The organism is Maridesulfovibrio salexigens DSM 2638, assembly GCF_000023445.1.
Lineage (GTDB): Bacteria > Desulfobacterota > Desulfovibrionia > Desulfovibrionales > Desulfovibrionaceae > Maridesulfovibrio > Maridesulfovibrio salexigens.
The window spans coordinates 2,713,190-2,729,079 of sequence record NC_012881.1; the positions used below are offsets into that span (position 1 = coordinate 2,713,190).

Here is a 15,890-nt window from a genome sequence, read left to right on the forward strand (position 1 = left end):
TAAATTAACTTACAATAAATAGCATGAACAAACTCTTTTTGTGAACAACTTGTTTGAAAGAGAAGAACAAACGATTAAAAGCGCACACAAAGGGGAATATAAAATATCATAATGAAAGAGTTCTACCACTTGCCTCAAACCATTTCGTAACTATTATATCCGCAACCTAATCCAATGGAGCAGAATATGATCAGCTATGAATTTCTAATTACAGCACTCGTCGTGGTACTTATACCGGGCACAGGAGTTATATACACTGTATCCAACGGACTATTCCTAGGTAAAAAAGCCAGTCTTGCTGCTGCCGCCGGCTGCACTGCCGGAATAATTCCCAACCTGACAGCATCCACACTGGGACTATCAGCAATTCTGCATATGAGCGCACTGGCATTCCAGCTTATGAAATTTGCCGGAGCAGCTTACCTGCTCTACCTTGCATGGCTTACATGGAAAGATACAGGCGGCTTAAGTTTCAACAACCCCGGCGAAGATAAAAATCCCCGGCTGTGGCAAATTGCTAAGCGTGGATTTCTCATAAACATCCTCAACCCGAAATTATCCATATTCTTTCTTGCGTTTCTGCCTCTTTTCGTTCCGCAGGAAGCAAACACCCCAACTCTGCATATGATTACCTTAAGCGCTATTTTCATGGCAATGACCTTTGTCGTATTCATTGCATACGGCCTTTGCGCATCAGGTATACGCCATCAAGTCATATCTTCACCTAAGATTGTGCTTTGGATGCAAAGGTCATTTGCAGTCATCTTTGCAGCTTTAGGGCTGAAATTAGCAGCAGCTGAGCAATAAACAGACATCCTTAACGATATTTATCGTATATTTTCGTAATTGTTCCGTCATTCAGGAGTTTATCGATTGCCTTGTTAAACCTTGGAAGAACATACTGCTTACTGGGTTGGAAACGAATCATCATATCAAGAGAATCATAAGTTTTACCGACCAAAAGCTGATCTTCAACACCAAGTTCTCTGATCTGATACAAAGCTGTATCTTTATTCATAAAGGCCTGATCCAACCTTCCGGCGAGAAGCAATTGCAATAATTTATTCTCATTTTCCAGCACATGGGTGTTTATTCTCCCATCCGCAAAGTACGCACTGTACACCGGATAATGATAGCCCCGTACAACTCCTATGCTCTTTCCAAGCAAATCCTGGGGTGTGACATCAGGTATAAATTTTTCAGCTCTAAAAAGAATAATCGAATCAGATACAGCAAAAGGCTTACTGAAAACCCCCAATACCTTTGCTGTTTGCCGCCATGCAGGATTAGACATGGGTTCAATATCTATTTCGCCTCGATCAAATTTACGCTGTGACCTATTAAACGGGCATCGAACAAACTCAATGGTGTCCCCAGTTTCCTTTGCAAAAGCATTAAAAACATCTTTCACAATACCGGTTCTAGGATCACCATCCTTATAATAATATGGCGGCAACGACCCTTCATGCAACATAACGCGCAAATTTTCTGCAATACTTTCCCTAACGGAAAAAAAACCTATCAATAAAGACAATATGACAACACAAATCCCCATCAACCTCATTTCTTGCCACCCCTCCCTATAAACCCCTCTTTATAAAATCAAAGATGCTCTATACCTTAAAACAGGCTTCAAAACAATAGGACTTTAACCTATATTGATGCAACATTTTGAATAATAACACGACAAATTCATTTCAGGAGAAATAAAATGCTCGAAGTATTGTTCACCACATCTTCCAAACTTCATAAACTCGGCACTATTGCACATGATGATGCTATATTTGTCTTACCGTTTATAGATAAAGAGCTGACAGACAGACTGGTCGAAGTTCTTGTTCGCAGAGCACTGCACCCCGGTCTGCTGGTTCTTGTCGATGATGATGAACGTTTAGGATTTATGAAGATTGCGAATTACGTATGTTCCCATTCATCATCACGCTACTTTGGCTATCTTGCTCAGGATGCATTTCCCGGTGATGGATGGCTACGCGCAGCAATACAGACAATGGACCAAAGCGGCGCATCACTTCTGGCATTCAATGACGGACGCTTTCATGGAACACTTGCGGTTTTCGGTATGGCCCGCCGAACATGGCTTGCCACCCTTTATCATAAATACTTATTCTTTCCCGGCTACAACAGCCATTTCGGGGACACTGAACTGACAGCTATTGCCCTTCACCAAAATAAATTAATCTACAACCCCGGTTGCCTGATGATAGAAGTTGACTATGAAAAACATACCCGTAAAAACAACCCCGATGATCAAAATTTATACTCAATGCGTGAAGCACAAGGCTTTGGCGGGATCATAAAATAGAGATGACACTATGCCAGTAATCGATCTTTCCCACACAATTAAAAATGGTATGCCCGTATTTCCCGGCACGGAAACCCCTACCATTGAAGAAGTCTTTTCTCATGAGATGCACGGTTTTTGCGAACACAGGCTAAATATTTTTTCACACATAGGGACTCACATAGATGCTCCCAACCACATGATTCCTGGCGGTGAAACACTGGATAAAATGGATGTCAGCCGCTTTATCGGACCGGGTATGTGCATAGATTGCACTCACAAAAATCCGAAATCACCTCAAATTAATATCGACGATCTCATTCCATATGAGGCTGAGATTAGTGAATGCGACTTTATCCTGCTTAACACAGGCTGGTATACAAACTGGGGCATGGATAAGTATTTTACCCACTATCCGGCTTTAAATGAAGAAGCCGCCCGCTGGCTGGTTGATTTTGACCTGAAAGGTGTGGGAGTGGACGTTATTTCAATCGATTCAGCCGAGATCAGTGGGTATGGGGTGCACAATATCCTTTTGGAGCAGGGTACGATCATCATTGAGAACCTAAACAACCTCCACCAATTGCCGGAAGAAGGCTTTATCTTTTCCTGCCTGCCCCTCAAATTTAATAACGCAGACGGATCACCAGTGAGAGCCATTGCAACTTACTAACAAAGACGCATGTATATATGAAGAATTACTGTAAAAATACAAAAACACAAAAACCCATACCACCCTACCTAAAAAACCCTCCACCCTACTCAAAAACCCTACCTCCAAATACAGTTCTAATTAGTTAAAATACGGACTTTAGCCCGTTTACAGAGAATCCTCCCAGCCACATAATGTAGTTGAAGAATGAGGGCAGCGACTAAACAGCCCTGCATCAAAGGAGGATTAAGATGAGCTATGAAACAATAACAAAAGTGACCCAGGATATTGTTCTTGAAGGGACCAAGCCGGCCAAAGAAGTGGCCCAATCCATCGGCAAGCCCTACTCCACACTGCTGCGGGAAATCAATCCTTTTGACAACAACGCTAAGCTCGGAGCCGCCACCTTGATGGATATCCTTAAAACCACTCAGGAAACCAAACCTCTTGAGTTTATTGCCGAGTCAATCGGTTATACCCTTAAACCCCGTGTAAATTAAGCAAACAACAGCGACACATTTATAAGAAGAAGCCGGATTCATAATGAATCCGGCTTCTTCATTTCTGGACTTTTAACTACTTTACACCGATACTGCCGCCATGAAAAAAGTCAGCATAAACCTTACGCATGTGGCTACCCTCGGCCCTGTGGGGCACCTGCCGAAGGCTCCTGGTACATGGGGATCAGCCGCAGCTCTTATTACCGCACCGTTTTTGTTTCTACCTTTCCAGCTTCCCGTAAGAATTCTCATTCTCGGGTTGATTTTTTACTTCGGAGCTAAAGCCTGCTCTGAAGCCGAGAAACAATTTGGAAAGAAAGACCCGGGCTGTGTCGTCATTGATGAACTACTTGGACAATGGCTGGTATTTCTGCCTTTCCCTGCCGTTGTCACATGGCACCTGATTGCAGGTTTCATTCTTTTCAGAATCTTTGACATCCTCAAACCGTTTCCCATCAAACAATCAGAGAAATGGCTCAAGGACGGCTGGGGAGTAATGATCGATGATGCCTTTGCAGGGCTTTACGCCATGCTAGTTCTCGGTCTGCTCCGCTACCTTACCTAGATCCGCTCTTTTAAATTATTTCAAAGCGTTCAAATCCGTCATCAGGATTTGCCCGCTCAAAAGCAAAATCCCCGGTCTCCATAGGAAGCCGGGGATTTTGTGTGCTTTTTGATTAATCTAGTAAGTAAGGCGGAACTGAGCTCTTCTGTTCTTAGCCCATGCGGTCTCATTCTGACCGGGATCAAGAGGATCTTCTTCACCGAAACTAACAATGCTCAATCTCTCAGGTGTCACTCCGAGCAGAATAAGAAACTCGTATGCTGCACGGGCACGACGCTCGCCAAGAGCAAGGTTGTATTCTTCGGTTCCACGATCATCGCAGTAACCTTCGATAACCATAGTTACGTTGTCGTACTTCTTAAGAATTTCAGCCTTCTGCTGCAGCAAGGGACGATATTCCTGCTTGATTTCAAAAGAGTCGAAATCAAAATGGACCATATTTCCAAGCTCTACAACAGCATTATCAAATTCTTTTTTAGCGGCAGCAGCCTGACGCTCTTCTTCAAGGGCCTGCTCCTGAAGAGCTCTCTCCCTTTCCAAACGGGCCTGCTCTTCACTCTTAAGCTGTTCGTTCTCCTGCTGCTGGGCCATTCTTTCCTCTACTGCAGGGCTGGCCGGGGAAGATTCAACTTGTTTCTTGGAACAACCAGTACCAAGACCGGCAATCAACATGAATACAACACACAATATTATCGCTTTAGATCTCATTTGCCCTCCTGAATAAGGAACTTTTAAGGACAGGAGTTTGTCCACCCGCCAAGATACAATACACTAACTTAGACTTACAATACAACGACCCTAAAGTTTTTTGTAAAAAAATCAAGTCATGCCTGTAACAAAACGGTTAAATCACTCCTCAATTTATGATTTATGGGCCTTACCCCATGCCGGGGCCTTTGCAACACCGTTTCCAGTAGGTACCAACATAGCCGGATCGCCATGTCTGGTGGTCAGATAAATCTTGTACTTACCGTTTCTACTGGAAGAGAAAGCTATAAAATATCCATCTGGACCGAATGCCGGATCTTCATCATTACCGGGACCAAAAGTCAGCTGCCTTTCCTGTCCGGTTTTCAAGTCATGCACAAATATGCGGTGCCCCAAAGGGGTCTGACGTGAAAAAGCAACGTAGCGTCCATCAGGGCTGATAGTCGGGTTAGTGTTATATTTGCCTTCAGTTGTAATTCTGGTGACAACACCACTTTTCATATCCAGTAAGAAAATGTGCGGGTTACCGAACCTTGCGGAAGTAAAAACCATCTTCTCCCCGGTCCGGTCAAAATCTGGTGAAACCTCAATGGCCCAGCTTTTGGCGAGAGCCTTCTTGGGCTTATAGTTCCCGTTGATCAGGAAAATATCAGAATTACCGTTCATGGTCAGAGTTGCTGCCATATTGCCGTCCGGAAGAAACTCCGGTCCGATAACGGTATTTCCGGGAAAGCTCTTCTGGTCAATCTTTCCGGTTGCACGGTCCCAGACACAAAGCAGATGCTGACGTGATCCAAGACGAGTAAAGACCAGCCTATTGCCATCATGAGACCAGTTGGGACTGAGGTTAATGCCGCCAAGAGAGCTGATCTGCCTGAGATTGCGTCCCTGCGGACTGACGGTATAAATTTCTTTGTCCTTTCCTGTCTTACGTACAAAGGCAATGGAAGACTCAAAGAACCCGTCACGTCCGGTAAGGATGCGCATCAAGTGCGAACTGAAACGGTCTGCAATCCGGGGCAGCATTTCTTCGGTGACCATAGAGTACTTTTTACCCAGAATGGTACGCCCGTTAAATGTACCGATACAACGAATAAGCAGATTCTTCTCACCGTTGGGTCTGATTTCCCAACCTGTGGTCACGGCGAGATCCACCTTGGAAAGCCTGAGCGGTTTAATATCAATATCACCGGGTCGTACTCCGCGAGAAGGATCACCGCCCAGAATATCGGTAACAGGCACAATATTCAAAAAGGGCAGGAAAGCCAGATCCTTGGCAAGGTCCTTACTAAAAGACCCGGCCTCTGCCGGCAGTGGCAGATCCTTTTCCTTGGAACCTTCATATTTTCCTGCCGGCACGGTCTTGGGCGGCAGCAGGATGATATTCACCTTACGCTGACCGGGACCATAGATATCCACAGTAAGAGTATCCGCTGCAAAAACATTTCCGGCAGCCAGAAGCATAAGCAACATAACCGCCAGCAATCCAAAAGCGGATTTTTTTATACTGAACTTTTTTTCTTTCATAATTATGAACCTGCCCTACTGATCAAGATCATGCAGGTTAAAGTTTACAATGATGTTTCTGATCGATGTTCCCGGAGGCTTGGGCAACACCTCGGTATCGCGCAAAGCCGTAAGTACCGAGTCATCAAAATCAACATTTCCCGATGAATCGAGCAGTTTGATGTTGCTGATTTCACCACTGGATTTCAACTGTATCTGTACTCGGGCCATTAGATTCTGTTTTTGCCCGAAAACCGGGTATCTCCAATTCTTGCGTACCGCTTCTTTGACAATTGAAGCGTAAACCTGAACCAGCCCGGAAGCACCGGCGGTGCCATCAGCGGAACCGGTTACAGCAGTAGCCTTGGCACTTTCTGTGAGCGAGGCCAGATCACTGGCTACAGCCTGACGTTCGGCCTTTTCCTGTTTTTCCACAATCTCGGCCAATGATGCGAGATCAGCAGCGAGGGCATCTTCTGCTGAAACCTCAGGTTTCTTTTCGACTTTTTTCTTCTCTACCTTTTTGGGTGGCGTCTTTTCAGCCACTTCTTTTTTAGGCGGAGTCTTCTTTTCAACCGGTTTTTCTGCCTTTTTTGCCGGCTTTTTCTTGCTTGTAGTCTCTATTTTCTTGGGTGAAATTTTAGTTGTATCCGGCTTGGGCTTCGCTTTTGGTTTAGGCTTTGGTTTAGGCGCAGGTTTAGGGGCCGGAGCTTTAACTGTCTCAGGTTTGGCTTTGGGTACAACTTTCGGTTTAGCCTCAGGAATTGCAACAGCATTCGGCTTGGAAAGCTTGGCAGCAGCTTTCGGCGCAGGTGCTTTCTTAACAACCGGAGCAGCAGGCAGGGGGGCAAGGCTGACCAGATCAACCTTGTATACGGGCATATCAAGTGAGATCTTCACCGGAGGTGAGATAGACCACGTCAGGGCTAAAAATATCAGACCGGCATGGAGCAGTAAAGATATGAAAAGGCCGATGATTTTCATCTATAAATTCGCCTGTACCTTAGCTATTTCTTTTTCTTTTCAACAGGTTCTGCTACTACGCCAAGCCTATCGATTCCGGCAGCCTTGATTTCACCCATAACTTTAACGACTTCACCATAGGCAACATTCTTATCCGCACGGAGAAAAAGCATCTTGTTCTGCTTTTTAACCAATTTTTCAAGATGGGCCTGCAGTTCGTCAAAACCGACCTTGTATTCATCAAGGAAGATCTCGCCCTTATCACTGATAGAAAGCACGAGGTGTTCATTATCCTGCGGTAAAGAGCGCACGGTACGGGTCTGAGGCAAATCAACTTCAACCCCTTGCGTCATCAGTGGGGCTGTGACCATAAAAATGATCAACAGAACCAGCATGACATCAACAAAGGGGGTAACGTTGATCTCAGCCAACATTCCCCGGTTATTGGTGGAAAGTCCCATATACTACTCCTCTGAGGCTGAACTTTTACCGGAGGGCTCAACCCATGACACTTCGCGTTCCACACGGTTGAGGAAAGTACCTGCAAAGTTGACCAGCTCTGTCTCAATGCCGTTCAGCACGCCGAGGAAAAAGTTGTAAAAGATGGTTGCGGGAATTGCGACACCCAAACCGATAGCAGTTGCCACCAGTGCTTCAGAAATACCGGGAGCAACAGCTGCCAGTGCGGCTGATTTGGCGGAACCGATAGCATGGAAGGAATTCATAATCCCCCAGACAGTACCGAACAGACCGATAAAAGGCGCACCATTCGCGCAGGTTGCCAGAAAAGAGAGTGAGGATGTCAGCTTTTTCAATTCAGAGCTGACCTTGCGGCGCAGAATTCTGCGCAAAGTATCTTTAATCAGGCGACGCTTATGGCTGGCACTGACCGCAGATTTTTCCAGCACACGGTATTCCTTCACCGCTGCGGTTCCGATACGGTTCAATGGAGAGCCTTCAGTCTTGCTTATTTCGGTCAGACCGGAAGAAAGGGAATCTGCTTCCTCCATGATCTTATTACCCTTGAGGATCAAAGTTCTTGCCCTGCCGAGGGAGATCAATTTCCAGAAGATGATTGTCCAGCTCCAGAGGGACATGGCAGCAAGCAAGCCAAGCACACATTTGACCACAATGGTGGCCTGATCGAGCATCGCGAAAATTCCGCCCTGAGGTAAGAAATCCATACTTCACCGCACCTTTTAATATAATTTATTTCAGCTTAAGTTCTGCACAATTGCAGGCAGAACATCTTCCACCGCGCCTTGAATAAACACATCGCTGAACGAGGTGTAGGCGGACGGAGCCTTGTTTATCTCAATAATTAAGCCCCCGGCCTCCTGTATCCTCGGCGGGATCAGGCTGGCGGGAACAACTCCACCGGAAGTTCCGGCAACAATTACCAGATCGGACTGATCGGCAAGCTCAAAGGCCGCCTTATAAGCTTCAGACGGAATCTGTTCTCCGAAAAAAACCAGATCCGGCCTTATCACCCCGGAACATTGCGGACAACGTACCGGAAGCTCACTCCCGGACTCAATCCGCTCGGCAGGAAATGGAGCAAAGCACTCCATGCAATAAAATTCGCTGCAATTACCGTGAAATTCAATAACGTTCACCGATCCGGCCCGCTGATGCAGCCCATCTATATTCTGGGTGATCACTCCCTGCAGGAACCCGTCTTTTTCCAACTGAGCCAAGCCCGTATGCCCTGCATTCGGTTCAGCACTCTTGAGCATGGAATCCGCTTCAAGCAAAAATTTCCATACCGTTACCGGATCAGACTGCAAGGCCCGGATTGAAGCCACTTTTTCAGGATCGTGCTTCGACCACAGCCCTCCCGGACTGCGAAAATCGGGTATACCACTGGCAACAGACATCCCCGCACCGGTCAAAGCAATGGCGCAACGTGCCTTTTTAATCAGCCCTGCTGCCTGCTCAATTCCAGAGGTAAGGTTGCCCATGCTGCAGCCCTATGAACGTTTCATTATTTTCTGAACCAGCTCGCGGGAATTTTCCTCGGCCTGAGCATATTCTTCAAGGCTGAGCCCCGCGCCAAGAGCAATTTTACGACGCATTTCAAGTCCAACCAGATCACCGGGAGCGTGGGCATCGTTGTTGATGACCAACTTGGCCCCGTGCTTACGCGCCAGTGCCGCCACATGACCATTGGTCAGGCTGTGCCCCTTGCGGGTGGTAATTTCCAGACAGACTCCATACTCAGCAGCCAGCTTTACTTCCACATCGGTAATCAATCCGGGATGAGCCAGCACATCTACCTTAGCCTCAATTGCAGCGAGGTTTGTACCTTCCGCAACAGGTTCCACAATGGTTTCACCATGCACAACCACAATCTGGGCACCGGATTTGCGGGCATGTTCAGCCATTTCACCGATCAGCCCCGGAGGGACATGAGTAAGCTCAACTCCGGCAAAAACATCAATATCAAAGTAGTGACCGTGTTTCTTTGCAAATCTGCGAATATTCTCAAGAATAATATCAATATTGCTGGAATCGGCATGATCGGTCATAGCCAAAGCACGGTACCCCGCAACCCTAGCACGCCTTGCCAATTCCGCAGGGATAAGCTCCCCATCACTGAAAACAGTATGAGTATGAAAATCTATCATCGGATTGCCCTACATTTTATATTTAAAGTCATCAGGGGAAAGTCCTTCGAGATCATCTTCCCAACCGGACTTTTCCTCAACTTTTTCTTCTATATCCCTCGTTCCGGCTACATCAAGAACCTTTTGGCTCACACGTACCGGACAGTCTGCACGGACAGCGATTGCCACAGCATCCGAAGGACGGGAATCAATCGCTACCAATTCACCGTCCTTACGGACCATGATTTCGGCATAAAAAGTTCCCTTCTCGATATCAACAATATCAACGGAAACGAGTTCACCGCCAAACGTGGCAATGGTGGATAAAAGCAGATCATGGGTCATAGGTCTGGGAAAAGAAACTTCATTAAGTACCATGGAAATTGCCATGGCCTCCATTGCTCCTATCCATATGGGCAGGACCACTCCCAGTTCTTCGCTTTTCAAAACCAGAACCGGGGTCTCAGTATCGTTTTCCACCGCCAGACCGTAAACCTGCATTTCTACCATGGTTCTCCCACCTTCGCCCCAACAAGGGAATGATTCTTGGCTTCGGTAATCTTCACCTTGACCAGTTTGCCTCCGAGCTTCTGCTCTTCACCATAACCCGCAAAGTGAACATTGACCACCCGGCCTCCCGGATCTTTACCGCGCCATGTCATTCCACCTTCTTCCTGTCGCTTGCTAAGGCGTTCCAGCAGGACCACGGTTTCATGGCCCTCTAAAGCTTCTAGACTTTTTCTAGTAATACGCTTTTGTCTTTCCTGCAAGCGGGCAAGGCGAGCCTGAGCAACATCTTCGGGAACTTTCGGCTTCATCTTAACTGCCGCAACGCCCGGACGGTCAGAATATTTAAAGGAAAAGCTGCTTTCATAGCGCACTCTTTCCAGCATATCCATGGTCTGCTCAAAGTCTTCGTCTGTCTCGCCGGGGAAGCCAACGATAAGATCTGTAGTCAGGGAAATATTAGGACAGGCTTCTTTAAGCCCTTCCACGATTCCCAGATAACGTTCGCGATCATATTTGCGACCCATTTTCTTCAAGATGCGGTCTGAACCGGACTGCACAGGTAAATGCAGGCTGGGGCAAAGATTAGGTAGCTCACCAAAAGCCTTGATCACTTCAGGTGCAATGTCCTTAGGATGGGAAGTGGTGAAGCGGATGCGTTCCAGACCTTCAATAGCAGAAATCTTATAGAGCAACTGCGCGAAAGAAATGTCTTCACCCTTCTTGTCTATGCCGAAACTGTTCACGTTCTGCCCCAGCAAGGTAATCTCGCGAACACCGGATTTAACCAGATGTGCGCATTCCTTGATCACAGCTTCCGAAGAACGGGATTTCTGACGGCCACGGGTGTATGGCACGATGCAATAAGCACAGAAGTTATCGCAGCCCTGCATGATATTCACGAAAGCCTGACCGGGAATAGTTCCGATTCCCGGAGGAATCAGGTCCGCATTGGGCTGCACTTCACCGCCCTCACGTTCCGGGTAGTCTCCAAGAAAATCGGTAAGGACCAGACGCTTTTCATGATTGGCTGCAAGGTCTACCAGAGCGTCCGGTGCCTGAGCAATACCGTCGCTGCCGAAAACAAGACGCACGTGTGGAAACTTCTCAAGGAAGCCGTCACCGATCTGCTGGGCAACACAACCGCCCACAGCAACAAAGCTGCCCGGGTTCTTACACAGCGGAGCCAGTCGACCCAGCACGCTATAGACTTTCTGTTCCGGTTTATCGCGCACAGAACAGGTGTTAATAATAAATATATCTGCTTCAGATTCTTCAACAGCTGTCCAGCCACGGCTCTCCATGGCCCGGATCAGCCAGTCTGAATCGTGAACGTTCATCTGACATCCGAATGTTAGTACTGTAAATTTCATACCCGGCTCATACGCTATATAAATATGATGGTAAAGCTTGGGGAGGTGACTTTGGATGGGGGGGAATTTGAGATAAGGAACGGCTGTCGGAGATAAAGTAAGCCCCCGGACCGGGGGGGGGCCGGGGGCTAAAGGGCTGGGGTTTATTTGATAATATCTTCTTCAGTAAAAGGAATACCTTTCATGCAATGACGACAATAGAAGGTATCTTTATATAGAAACAAATAGACATCACTAAGAATCAATAGACTATATCCCAAAATTTCTACAGGTTTGCCGTAATACAAATCATATGCAACCCAAGCAAGAATTAAGGCTAAACCGGACATGCCCATTTCTCTATAAGTTACAGCCTTTGAAATATTATCACATTTTGGGCATTTAATTTTTTTTATATAAAAATAAAGTACCACAAAATCTATCACAAAAAAAACAACATTAAATTCGAAAAAACTCATACAAATACATCTTATCGTTTTTTGTTCATATTATTTATACCTATAAGTGTTCCTGTTAGCATGCCCGCTGCTCCTGTTACAGGTGCTAACAACACCCCTACCGCATTATATTGCTTAGCTCCTTTTCTTGCTCCATTTATTGCTGCTTTTTTAGTATAATCCATCATAGTATTATAAAAATCCTGCTTCTCAGGACTCACATAACTCCCAAATTTAATAGCATTATTCTCATCACCTTGAAGAGTATCAATTGTTTGGGAAACTGCCTTACCTGCTGCTTCCCAAGCCTCGCCTAAGCCATCGGCAACGTCGGCAACTGTTGCAAAAAAGCCTTTATCTTTTTCTTCATCCTTATTCATAAGAGAAGCACGCCGCTGATTATCCAAATGTGCTTCATCCGCAGCCTTACGATCCGCCTTCGCCTGTAGGCTGGCATCAAATTGGGCCTGCTTTTGCGCCAACCCATGAGCCAGTGCGTCCGCTTTCTGCCCAGCCTGTACACCGGATTGATTCAGGTGATCTAAAGATTGCTGAGCACCTTTCTCAAAGGTCGCAATGTATATCGTGATAAAAATAGCCCCCGGACCAAGGTCCGGGGGCTGCGAGATTTATTTTGGTAGTTGGTTTATTGTATTGCAGTTGTAGCACTTATATCCTTCTTCTTTGAGTAGGTAATAAAGACCTGCAATAGCGAGAAGAATACTAAATATGAAGTCATCAAAATCAAAAAACGCGACTACTATTGCTAACCCCAACGCAAGCAATAAATACATATTCGCTAATGATCGTCTAGGAGTTGCCAAATATTTATGTCCGCAATTTGAGCAAATAATTTCTTTATTTGAGCGAACAGTATAAAAAAGTAATACAGCGACATAGCAAATAAGTACAATTGTTATTATTGCAAATTCCATTATTTAAAATCCTTTTTATGTACACTTGGTTTAGCACTTCCGAGTATACCGAAGGCATCTTCCATATCCTTTCTGTCCACACCAAGTTTATCAGAGAGTGCTTTAGAACCGACAGCTTTAAGCCCACCCATTGCTGAGCCATAAAAACCACCCGCAATAGCTCCTGCTAACGTACCAGCAGGTCCAAAAACACTTCCCCCAAGGGCTCCGAAAGCTGCTGCTCCGCTAACAGCTCCCCCTGCCATCCCTCCAGCTAAATCCCAAAGCCCAAAATCATCTTTTTTGGCTTTCAGCCCCGCACGACGCCAATTATCCCGCATCTCTTGGTCAGAACGGGCCTTACGTTCCATTCTGGCCTTTTCTTCAGCCTGCTGCTTATCCGCTAGTTCCTTATAGGCTTTTTCCATTTCCCTAGCGGTTTGCACGCTTGATTGATTCAGGTGATCTAAAGATTGCTGAGCACCTTTTTCAAAGGTCGCGTTGTTTTTAGCATTTTGACTTCTGTTTTGCGCGTGTTGCGTGGAATTCCCTCCACTATTCCAACTATTGGCTAATCCAGAAAGAACACCTTTGCCTAGTCCGGTAAGACCACCGATTCCTTGAGCTGCACCACCTAAAGTTGAAGACTTCTCGCCCTTTGTCCCTTCATCTTCACTCTCATCCTGCAACCCGACCCGATCAATAAAATTAACCGGATCATCAGCACAATACCCATAAACATCAACATCGCCGCCAGCCAATCCCAGCGGATCAGGTGTTATAAACCGCCCGATGGAGGGGTCATATTCACGGAATCCGAAATGAACCAACCCGGTATCCTTGTCGAACAAACCGGCGGCAAAGCCGAGAGAGATGTCCATTCGCTTATTGGTATCGACAATCTGATTTCCAAACGAATCGCGTATAATCCGCTTTACCTCATTTCCTTCTGCGTTAGCAAATCCGACCAACGACAACCCAACTCAGGTCCGCAACAGACACAAAAAAAGAGCTCCCTGCTCGCGCAGAAAGCTCTTCTCAATTCATATTTTACTACAATCTAAAAGAAATCAGGATCGACAGCAGCCTTGCCGTTTTCAAGCATGGTCTTGTAAAACCTGATGATCTTTTCATCCACCGGAACTATCGGAAAATTCCGGCGGCAGGCATCGCAGGTCGCCATTGCTGGCTGAGTCGGTGCGATGTAAGGCACTTCCCGACCGCAGAACGGACAGGGAAACATAAAAATTATCTCCATCCCGCTGGGCTTGACCGGAGATAAAGGTTTACGGGATTCAGACATCAATTATCCTTTTAAAAGATCTTTACCGGTCATTTCTTCGGGAACGGAAATGCCCATGTGATTCAAAATTGTGGGTGCGATGTCACAAAGTGCGCCTTCAGAAGGAGTCACACCTTCAAACGCTTTACCGATGAATACCAGCGGCACGTTGTTCAGGCTGTGCGCAGTCTGCGGGCCGCCGTTTGCGTCAATCATTTCTTCGGCATTACCGTGGTCGGCAGTCAGCATAATTACACCGCCCTGCGCTTTCACTGCTTCTACAATCCTGCCGACACAAGCATCAACAGTCTCGCAGGCTTTTATCGCCGCCGGGATGATGCCGGAATGACCGACCATGTCGAGGTTGGCAAGGTTGCAGATGCATAGCGAATATTTCGGCAATGCTTCAATCAGCTTTTCAGTCACTTCCTCGGCGCTCATCTGCGGCTTGAGGTCGTAAGTTGCAACTTCGCGCGGGGAAGGCACGAGGATACGATCCTCGCCTTCGAAAGGCTCTTCGCGACCGCCGTTCATGAAATAAGTTACGTGTGCATATTTCTCGGTTTCGGCAATACGCAGCTGCTTCAGCCCTTTATCCGCAATAACTTCCCCGATGGGGTTGCTGATGTTCAACGGAGGAAAGGCGTTAGGGAAAGCAAAATCAGACTCATACTGAGTCATGGTCACAAACCCGCTGAACTCAGGCGCCTTGGGACGATCGAATTCGCTGAAATCTTTCATTGCAAGCACCCGGCAAAGCTGACGGGCACGGTCGGCGCGGAAGTTGAAGAAGAACACGCCGTCGCCGTCTTTCAAAGTTCCGTCTACACCGGAAACAAGGCGCGGCTTGATAAATTCATCAGTCTCTCCGGCAGCGTATGCTTCTTCAACACCTTTAACAGGGTCGGAAACTTCCTGTCCTTCACCGAGAACGAGCGCCTTGTAGGAAAGTTCATTGCGCTCGTAATGCTTATCACGGTCCATGGAATAATAACGACCGGAAATAGAGGCCACTTTACCGGCCCCGATTTCAGCCATTTTATCCACCAACTGCTGCATGTAGACCTTACCGCTGGTGGGAGAAGTATCACGACCATCCATGAAAGCATGGACGAATATTTCCTTGATACCGGCATCCTTAGCCACTTCAATCAATGAAAAAAGATGATTGATGTGAGAATGCACGCCGCCATCGGAAAGAAGCCCCATGTAATGCAGGCGACCGTCCGCAGCTTTGACATTATCCATGAGACCGCTGATAGCTGCATTTGTTGCCAGCTCCTGTTTCTCAATGGCAATGTCAATGCGGGTCATGTCCTGATAAACAACCCGGCCAGCTCCGATGTTGGTGTGACCTACCTCGGAGTTACCCATGAATCCGTCAGGAAGCCCCACCGCACGTCCAGCACATTTGAGCTGGGTCCGGGGACAGCTTTCCATCAGCCCGTCCAGAACGGGAGTGTTGGCAAGTTTGACTGCGTTGCCTTTACCTTCAGGGGCAATTCCCCAACCGTCCAGAATAAGCAGAACGGAAGGAGCACCGGTTTGTTGTGACATGTTTCTATCCTTGCGCAG

General features: G+C 46.7%; 20 protein-coding genes. 5 read left to right on the top strand and 15 right to left on the bottom strand.

All coding sequences use genetic code 11. The features are described from left to right. Window positions 1-186 precede the first annotated feature (186 nt). Window positions 187-807 carry a LysE family translocator gene (locus DESAL_RS12430; RefSeq protein WP_015852343.1) on the top strand — a complete coding sequence of 207 codons (621 nt, stop codon included), beginning with the start codon at window positions 187-189 and terminating at the stop codon, window positions 805-807. Window positions 808-817: 10 nt separating this feature from the next. Here DESAL_RS12430 and DESAL_RS12435 read toward each other — a convergent pair whose 3' ends face one another. Then, window positions 818-1,564, bottom strand: a complete 747-nt coding sequence (locus DESAL_RS12435; RefSeq protein ID WP_015852344.1) for a substrate-binding periplasmic protein — start codon at window positions 1,562-1,564, stop codon at window positions 818-820. Window positions 1,565-1,711: 147 nt separating this feature from the next. On the opposite strand from DESAL_RS12435, the gene DESAL_RS12440 reads away from it, so the two are divergent. The 4 genes from DESAL_RS12440 (at window position 1,712) to DESAL_RS12455 (ending at window position 4,019) form a co-directional block, all read left to right on the top strand. Beyond that, window positions 1,712-2,323, top strand: a complete 612-nt coding sequence (locus tag DESAL_RS12440) for a hypothetical protein (RefSeq protein WP_015852345.1) — start codon at window positions 1,712-1,714, stop codon at window positions 2,321-2,323. Window positions 2,324-2,333: 10 nt separating this feature from the next. After that, entirely contained in the window at window positions 2,334-2,975 is a 642-nt protein-coding gene (locus DESAL_RS12445; RefSeq protein WP_015852346.1) for a cyclase family protein, read from the top strand. 230 nt (window positions 2,976-3,205) lie between these two features. Continuing rightward, entirely contained in the window at window positions 3,206-3,454 is a 249-nt protein-coding gene (locus DESAL_RS12450) for a phage regulatory CII family protein (protein ID WP_015852347.1), read from the top strand. Window positions 3,455-3,554: 100 nt separating this feature from the next. Further along, entirely contained in the window at window positions 3,555-4,019 is a 465-nt protein-coding gene (locus DESAL_RS12455; RefSeq protein WP_015852348.1) for a phosphatidylglycerophosphatase A family protein, read from the top strand. 117 nt (window positions 4,020-4,136) lie between these two features. On the opposite strand, the gene pal is transcribed toward DESAL_RS12455, so the two are convergent. The 14 genes from pal to gpmI all read right to left on the bottom strand — a co-directional run bounded on the left by pal (window position 4,137) and on the right by gpmI (window position 15,872). Further along, window positions 4,137-4,727, bottom strand: a complete 591-nt coding sequence (gene pal / locus DESAL_RS12460; RefSeq protein ID WP_015852349.1) for a peptidoglycan-associated lipoprotein Pal — start codon at window positions 4,725-4,727, stop codon at window positions 4,137-4,139. A 153-nt stretch (window positions 4,728-4,880) separates the two neighbouring features. After that, window positions 4,881-6,254 carry a PD40 domain-containing protein gene (locus DESAL_RS12465; RefSeq protein WP_015852350.1) on the bottom strand — a complete coding sequence of 458 codons (1,374 nt, stop codon included), beginning with the start codon at window positions 6,252-6,254 and terminating at the stop codon, window positions 4,881-4,883. Window positions 6,255-6,269: 15 nt separating this feature from the next. Beyond that, complete coding sequence (gene tolA / locus DESAL_RS12470) at window positions 6,270-7,217, bottom strand: cell envelope integrity protein TolA (RefSeq protein ID WP_015852351.1); 948 nt, start codon at window positions 7,215-7,217, stop codon at window positions 6,270-6,272. A gap of 23 nt (window positions 7,218-7,240) precedes the next feature. Continuing rightward, entirely contained in the window at window positions 7,241-7,657 is a 417-nt protein-coding gene (gene tolR / locus DESAL_RS12475) for a protein TolR (RefSeq protein WP_015852352.1), read from the bottom strand. Between the two features lie 3 nt (window positions 7,658-7,660). Beyond that, the gene (locus DESAL_RS12480; RefSeq protein ID WP_015852353.1) at window positions 7,661-8,380 is read right to left on the bottom strand and encodes a MotA/TolQ/ExbB proton channel family protein; all 720 of its coding nucleotides are present in this window, start codon (window positions 8,378-8,380) and stop codon (window positions 7,661-7,663) included. Window positions 8,381-8,410: 30 nt separating this feature from the next. Continuing rightward, window positions 8,411-9,157 (bottom strand): SIR2 family NAD-dependent protein deacylase, encoded by a 747-nt coding sequence (locus DESAL_RS12485; protein WP_015852354.1) that lies wholly within the window; start codon window positions 9,155-9,157, stop codon window positions 8,411-8,413. Between the two features lie 9 nt (window positions 9,158-9,166). Next, entirely contained in the window at window positions 9,167-9,823 is a 657-nt protein-coding gene (locus DESAL_RS12490) for a histidinol phosphate phosphatase domain-containing protein (protein WP_015852355.1), read from the bottom strand. 9 nt (window positions 9,824-9,832) lie between these two features. Next, complete coding sequence (locus tag DESAL_RS12495; RefSeq protein ID WP_015852356.1) at window positions 9,833-10,312, bottom strand: bifunctional nuclease family protein; 480 nt, start codon at window positions 10,310-10,312, stop codon at window positions 9,833-9,835. Next, window positions 10,306-11,682 (bottom strand): tRNA (N6-isopentenyl adenosine(37)-C2)-methylthiotransferase MiaB, encoded by a 1,377-nt coding sequence (gene miaB, locus DESAL_RS12500; protein ID WP_015852357.1) that lies wholly within the window; start codon window positions 11,680-11,682, stop codon window positions 10,306-10,308. Before miaB ends, DESAL_RS12495 begins: the two co-directional genes overlap by 7 nt. A 143-nt stretch (window positions 11,683-11,825) precedes the next feature. Next, complete coding sequence (locus DESAL_RS12505) at window positions 11,826-12,140, bottom strand: hypothetical protein (protein ID WP_015852358.1); 315 nt, start codon at window positions 12,138-12,140, stop codon at window positions 11,826-11,828. 11 nt (window positions 12,141-12,151) lie between these two features. Then, window positions 12,152-12,601: a hypothetical protein gene (locus DESAL_RS12510; RefSeq protein ID WP_015852359.1), complete on the bottom strand. Its 450-nt coding sequence runs from the start codon at window positions 12,599-12,601 to the stop codon at window positions 12,152-12,154. Between the two features lie 452 nt (window positions 12,602-13,053). Beyond that, window positions 13,054-14,010: an RHS repeat domain-containing protein gene (locus DESAL_RS12520; protein ID WP_015852361.1), complete on the bottom strand. Its 957-nt coding sequence runs from the start codon at window positions 14,008-14,010 to the stop codon at window positions 13,054-13,056. 83 nt (window positions 14,011-14,093) lie between these two features. After that, window positions 14,094-14,336: a hypothetical protein gene (locus tag DESAL_RS12525; RefSeq protein WP_015852362.1), complete on the bottom strand. Its 243-nt coding sequence runs from the start codon at window positions 14,334-14,336 to the stop codon at window positions 14,094-14,096. A gap of 3 nt (window positions 14,337-14,339) precedes the next feature. Next, a complete protein-coding gene (gene gpmI / locus DESAL_RS12530; RefSeq protein WP_015852363.1) occupies window positions 14,340-15,872 on the bottom strand; it encodes a 2,3-bisphosphoglycerate-independent phosphoglycerate mutase in 1,533 nt (510 codons plus the stop codon). Window positions 15,873-15,890 lie beyond the last annotated feature (18 nt).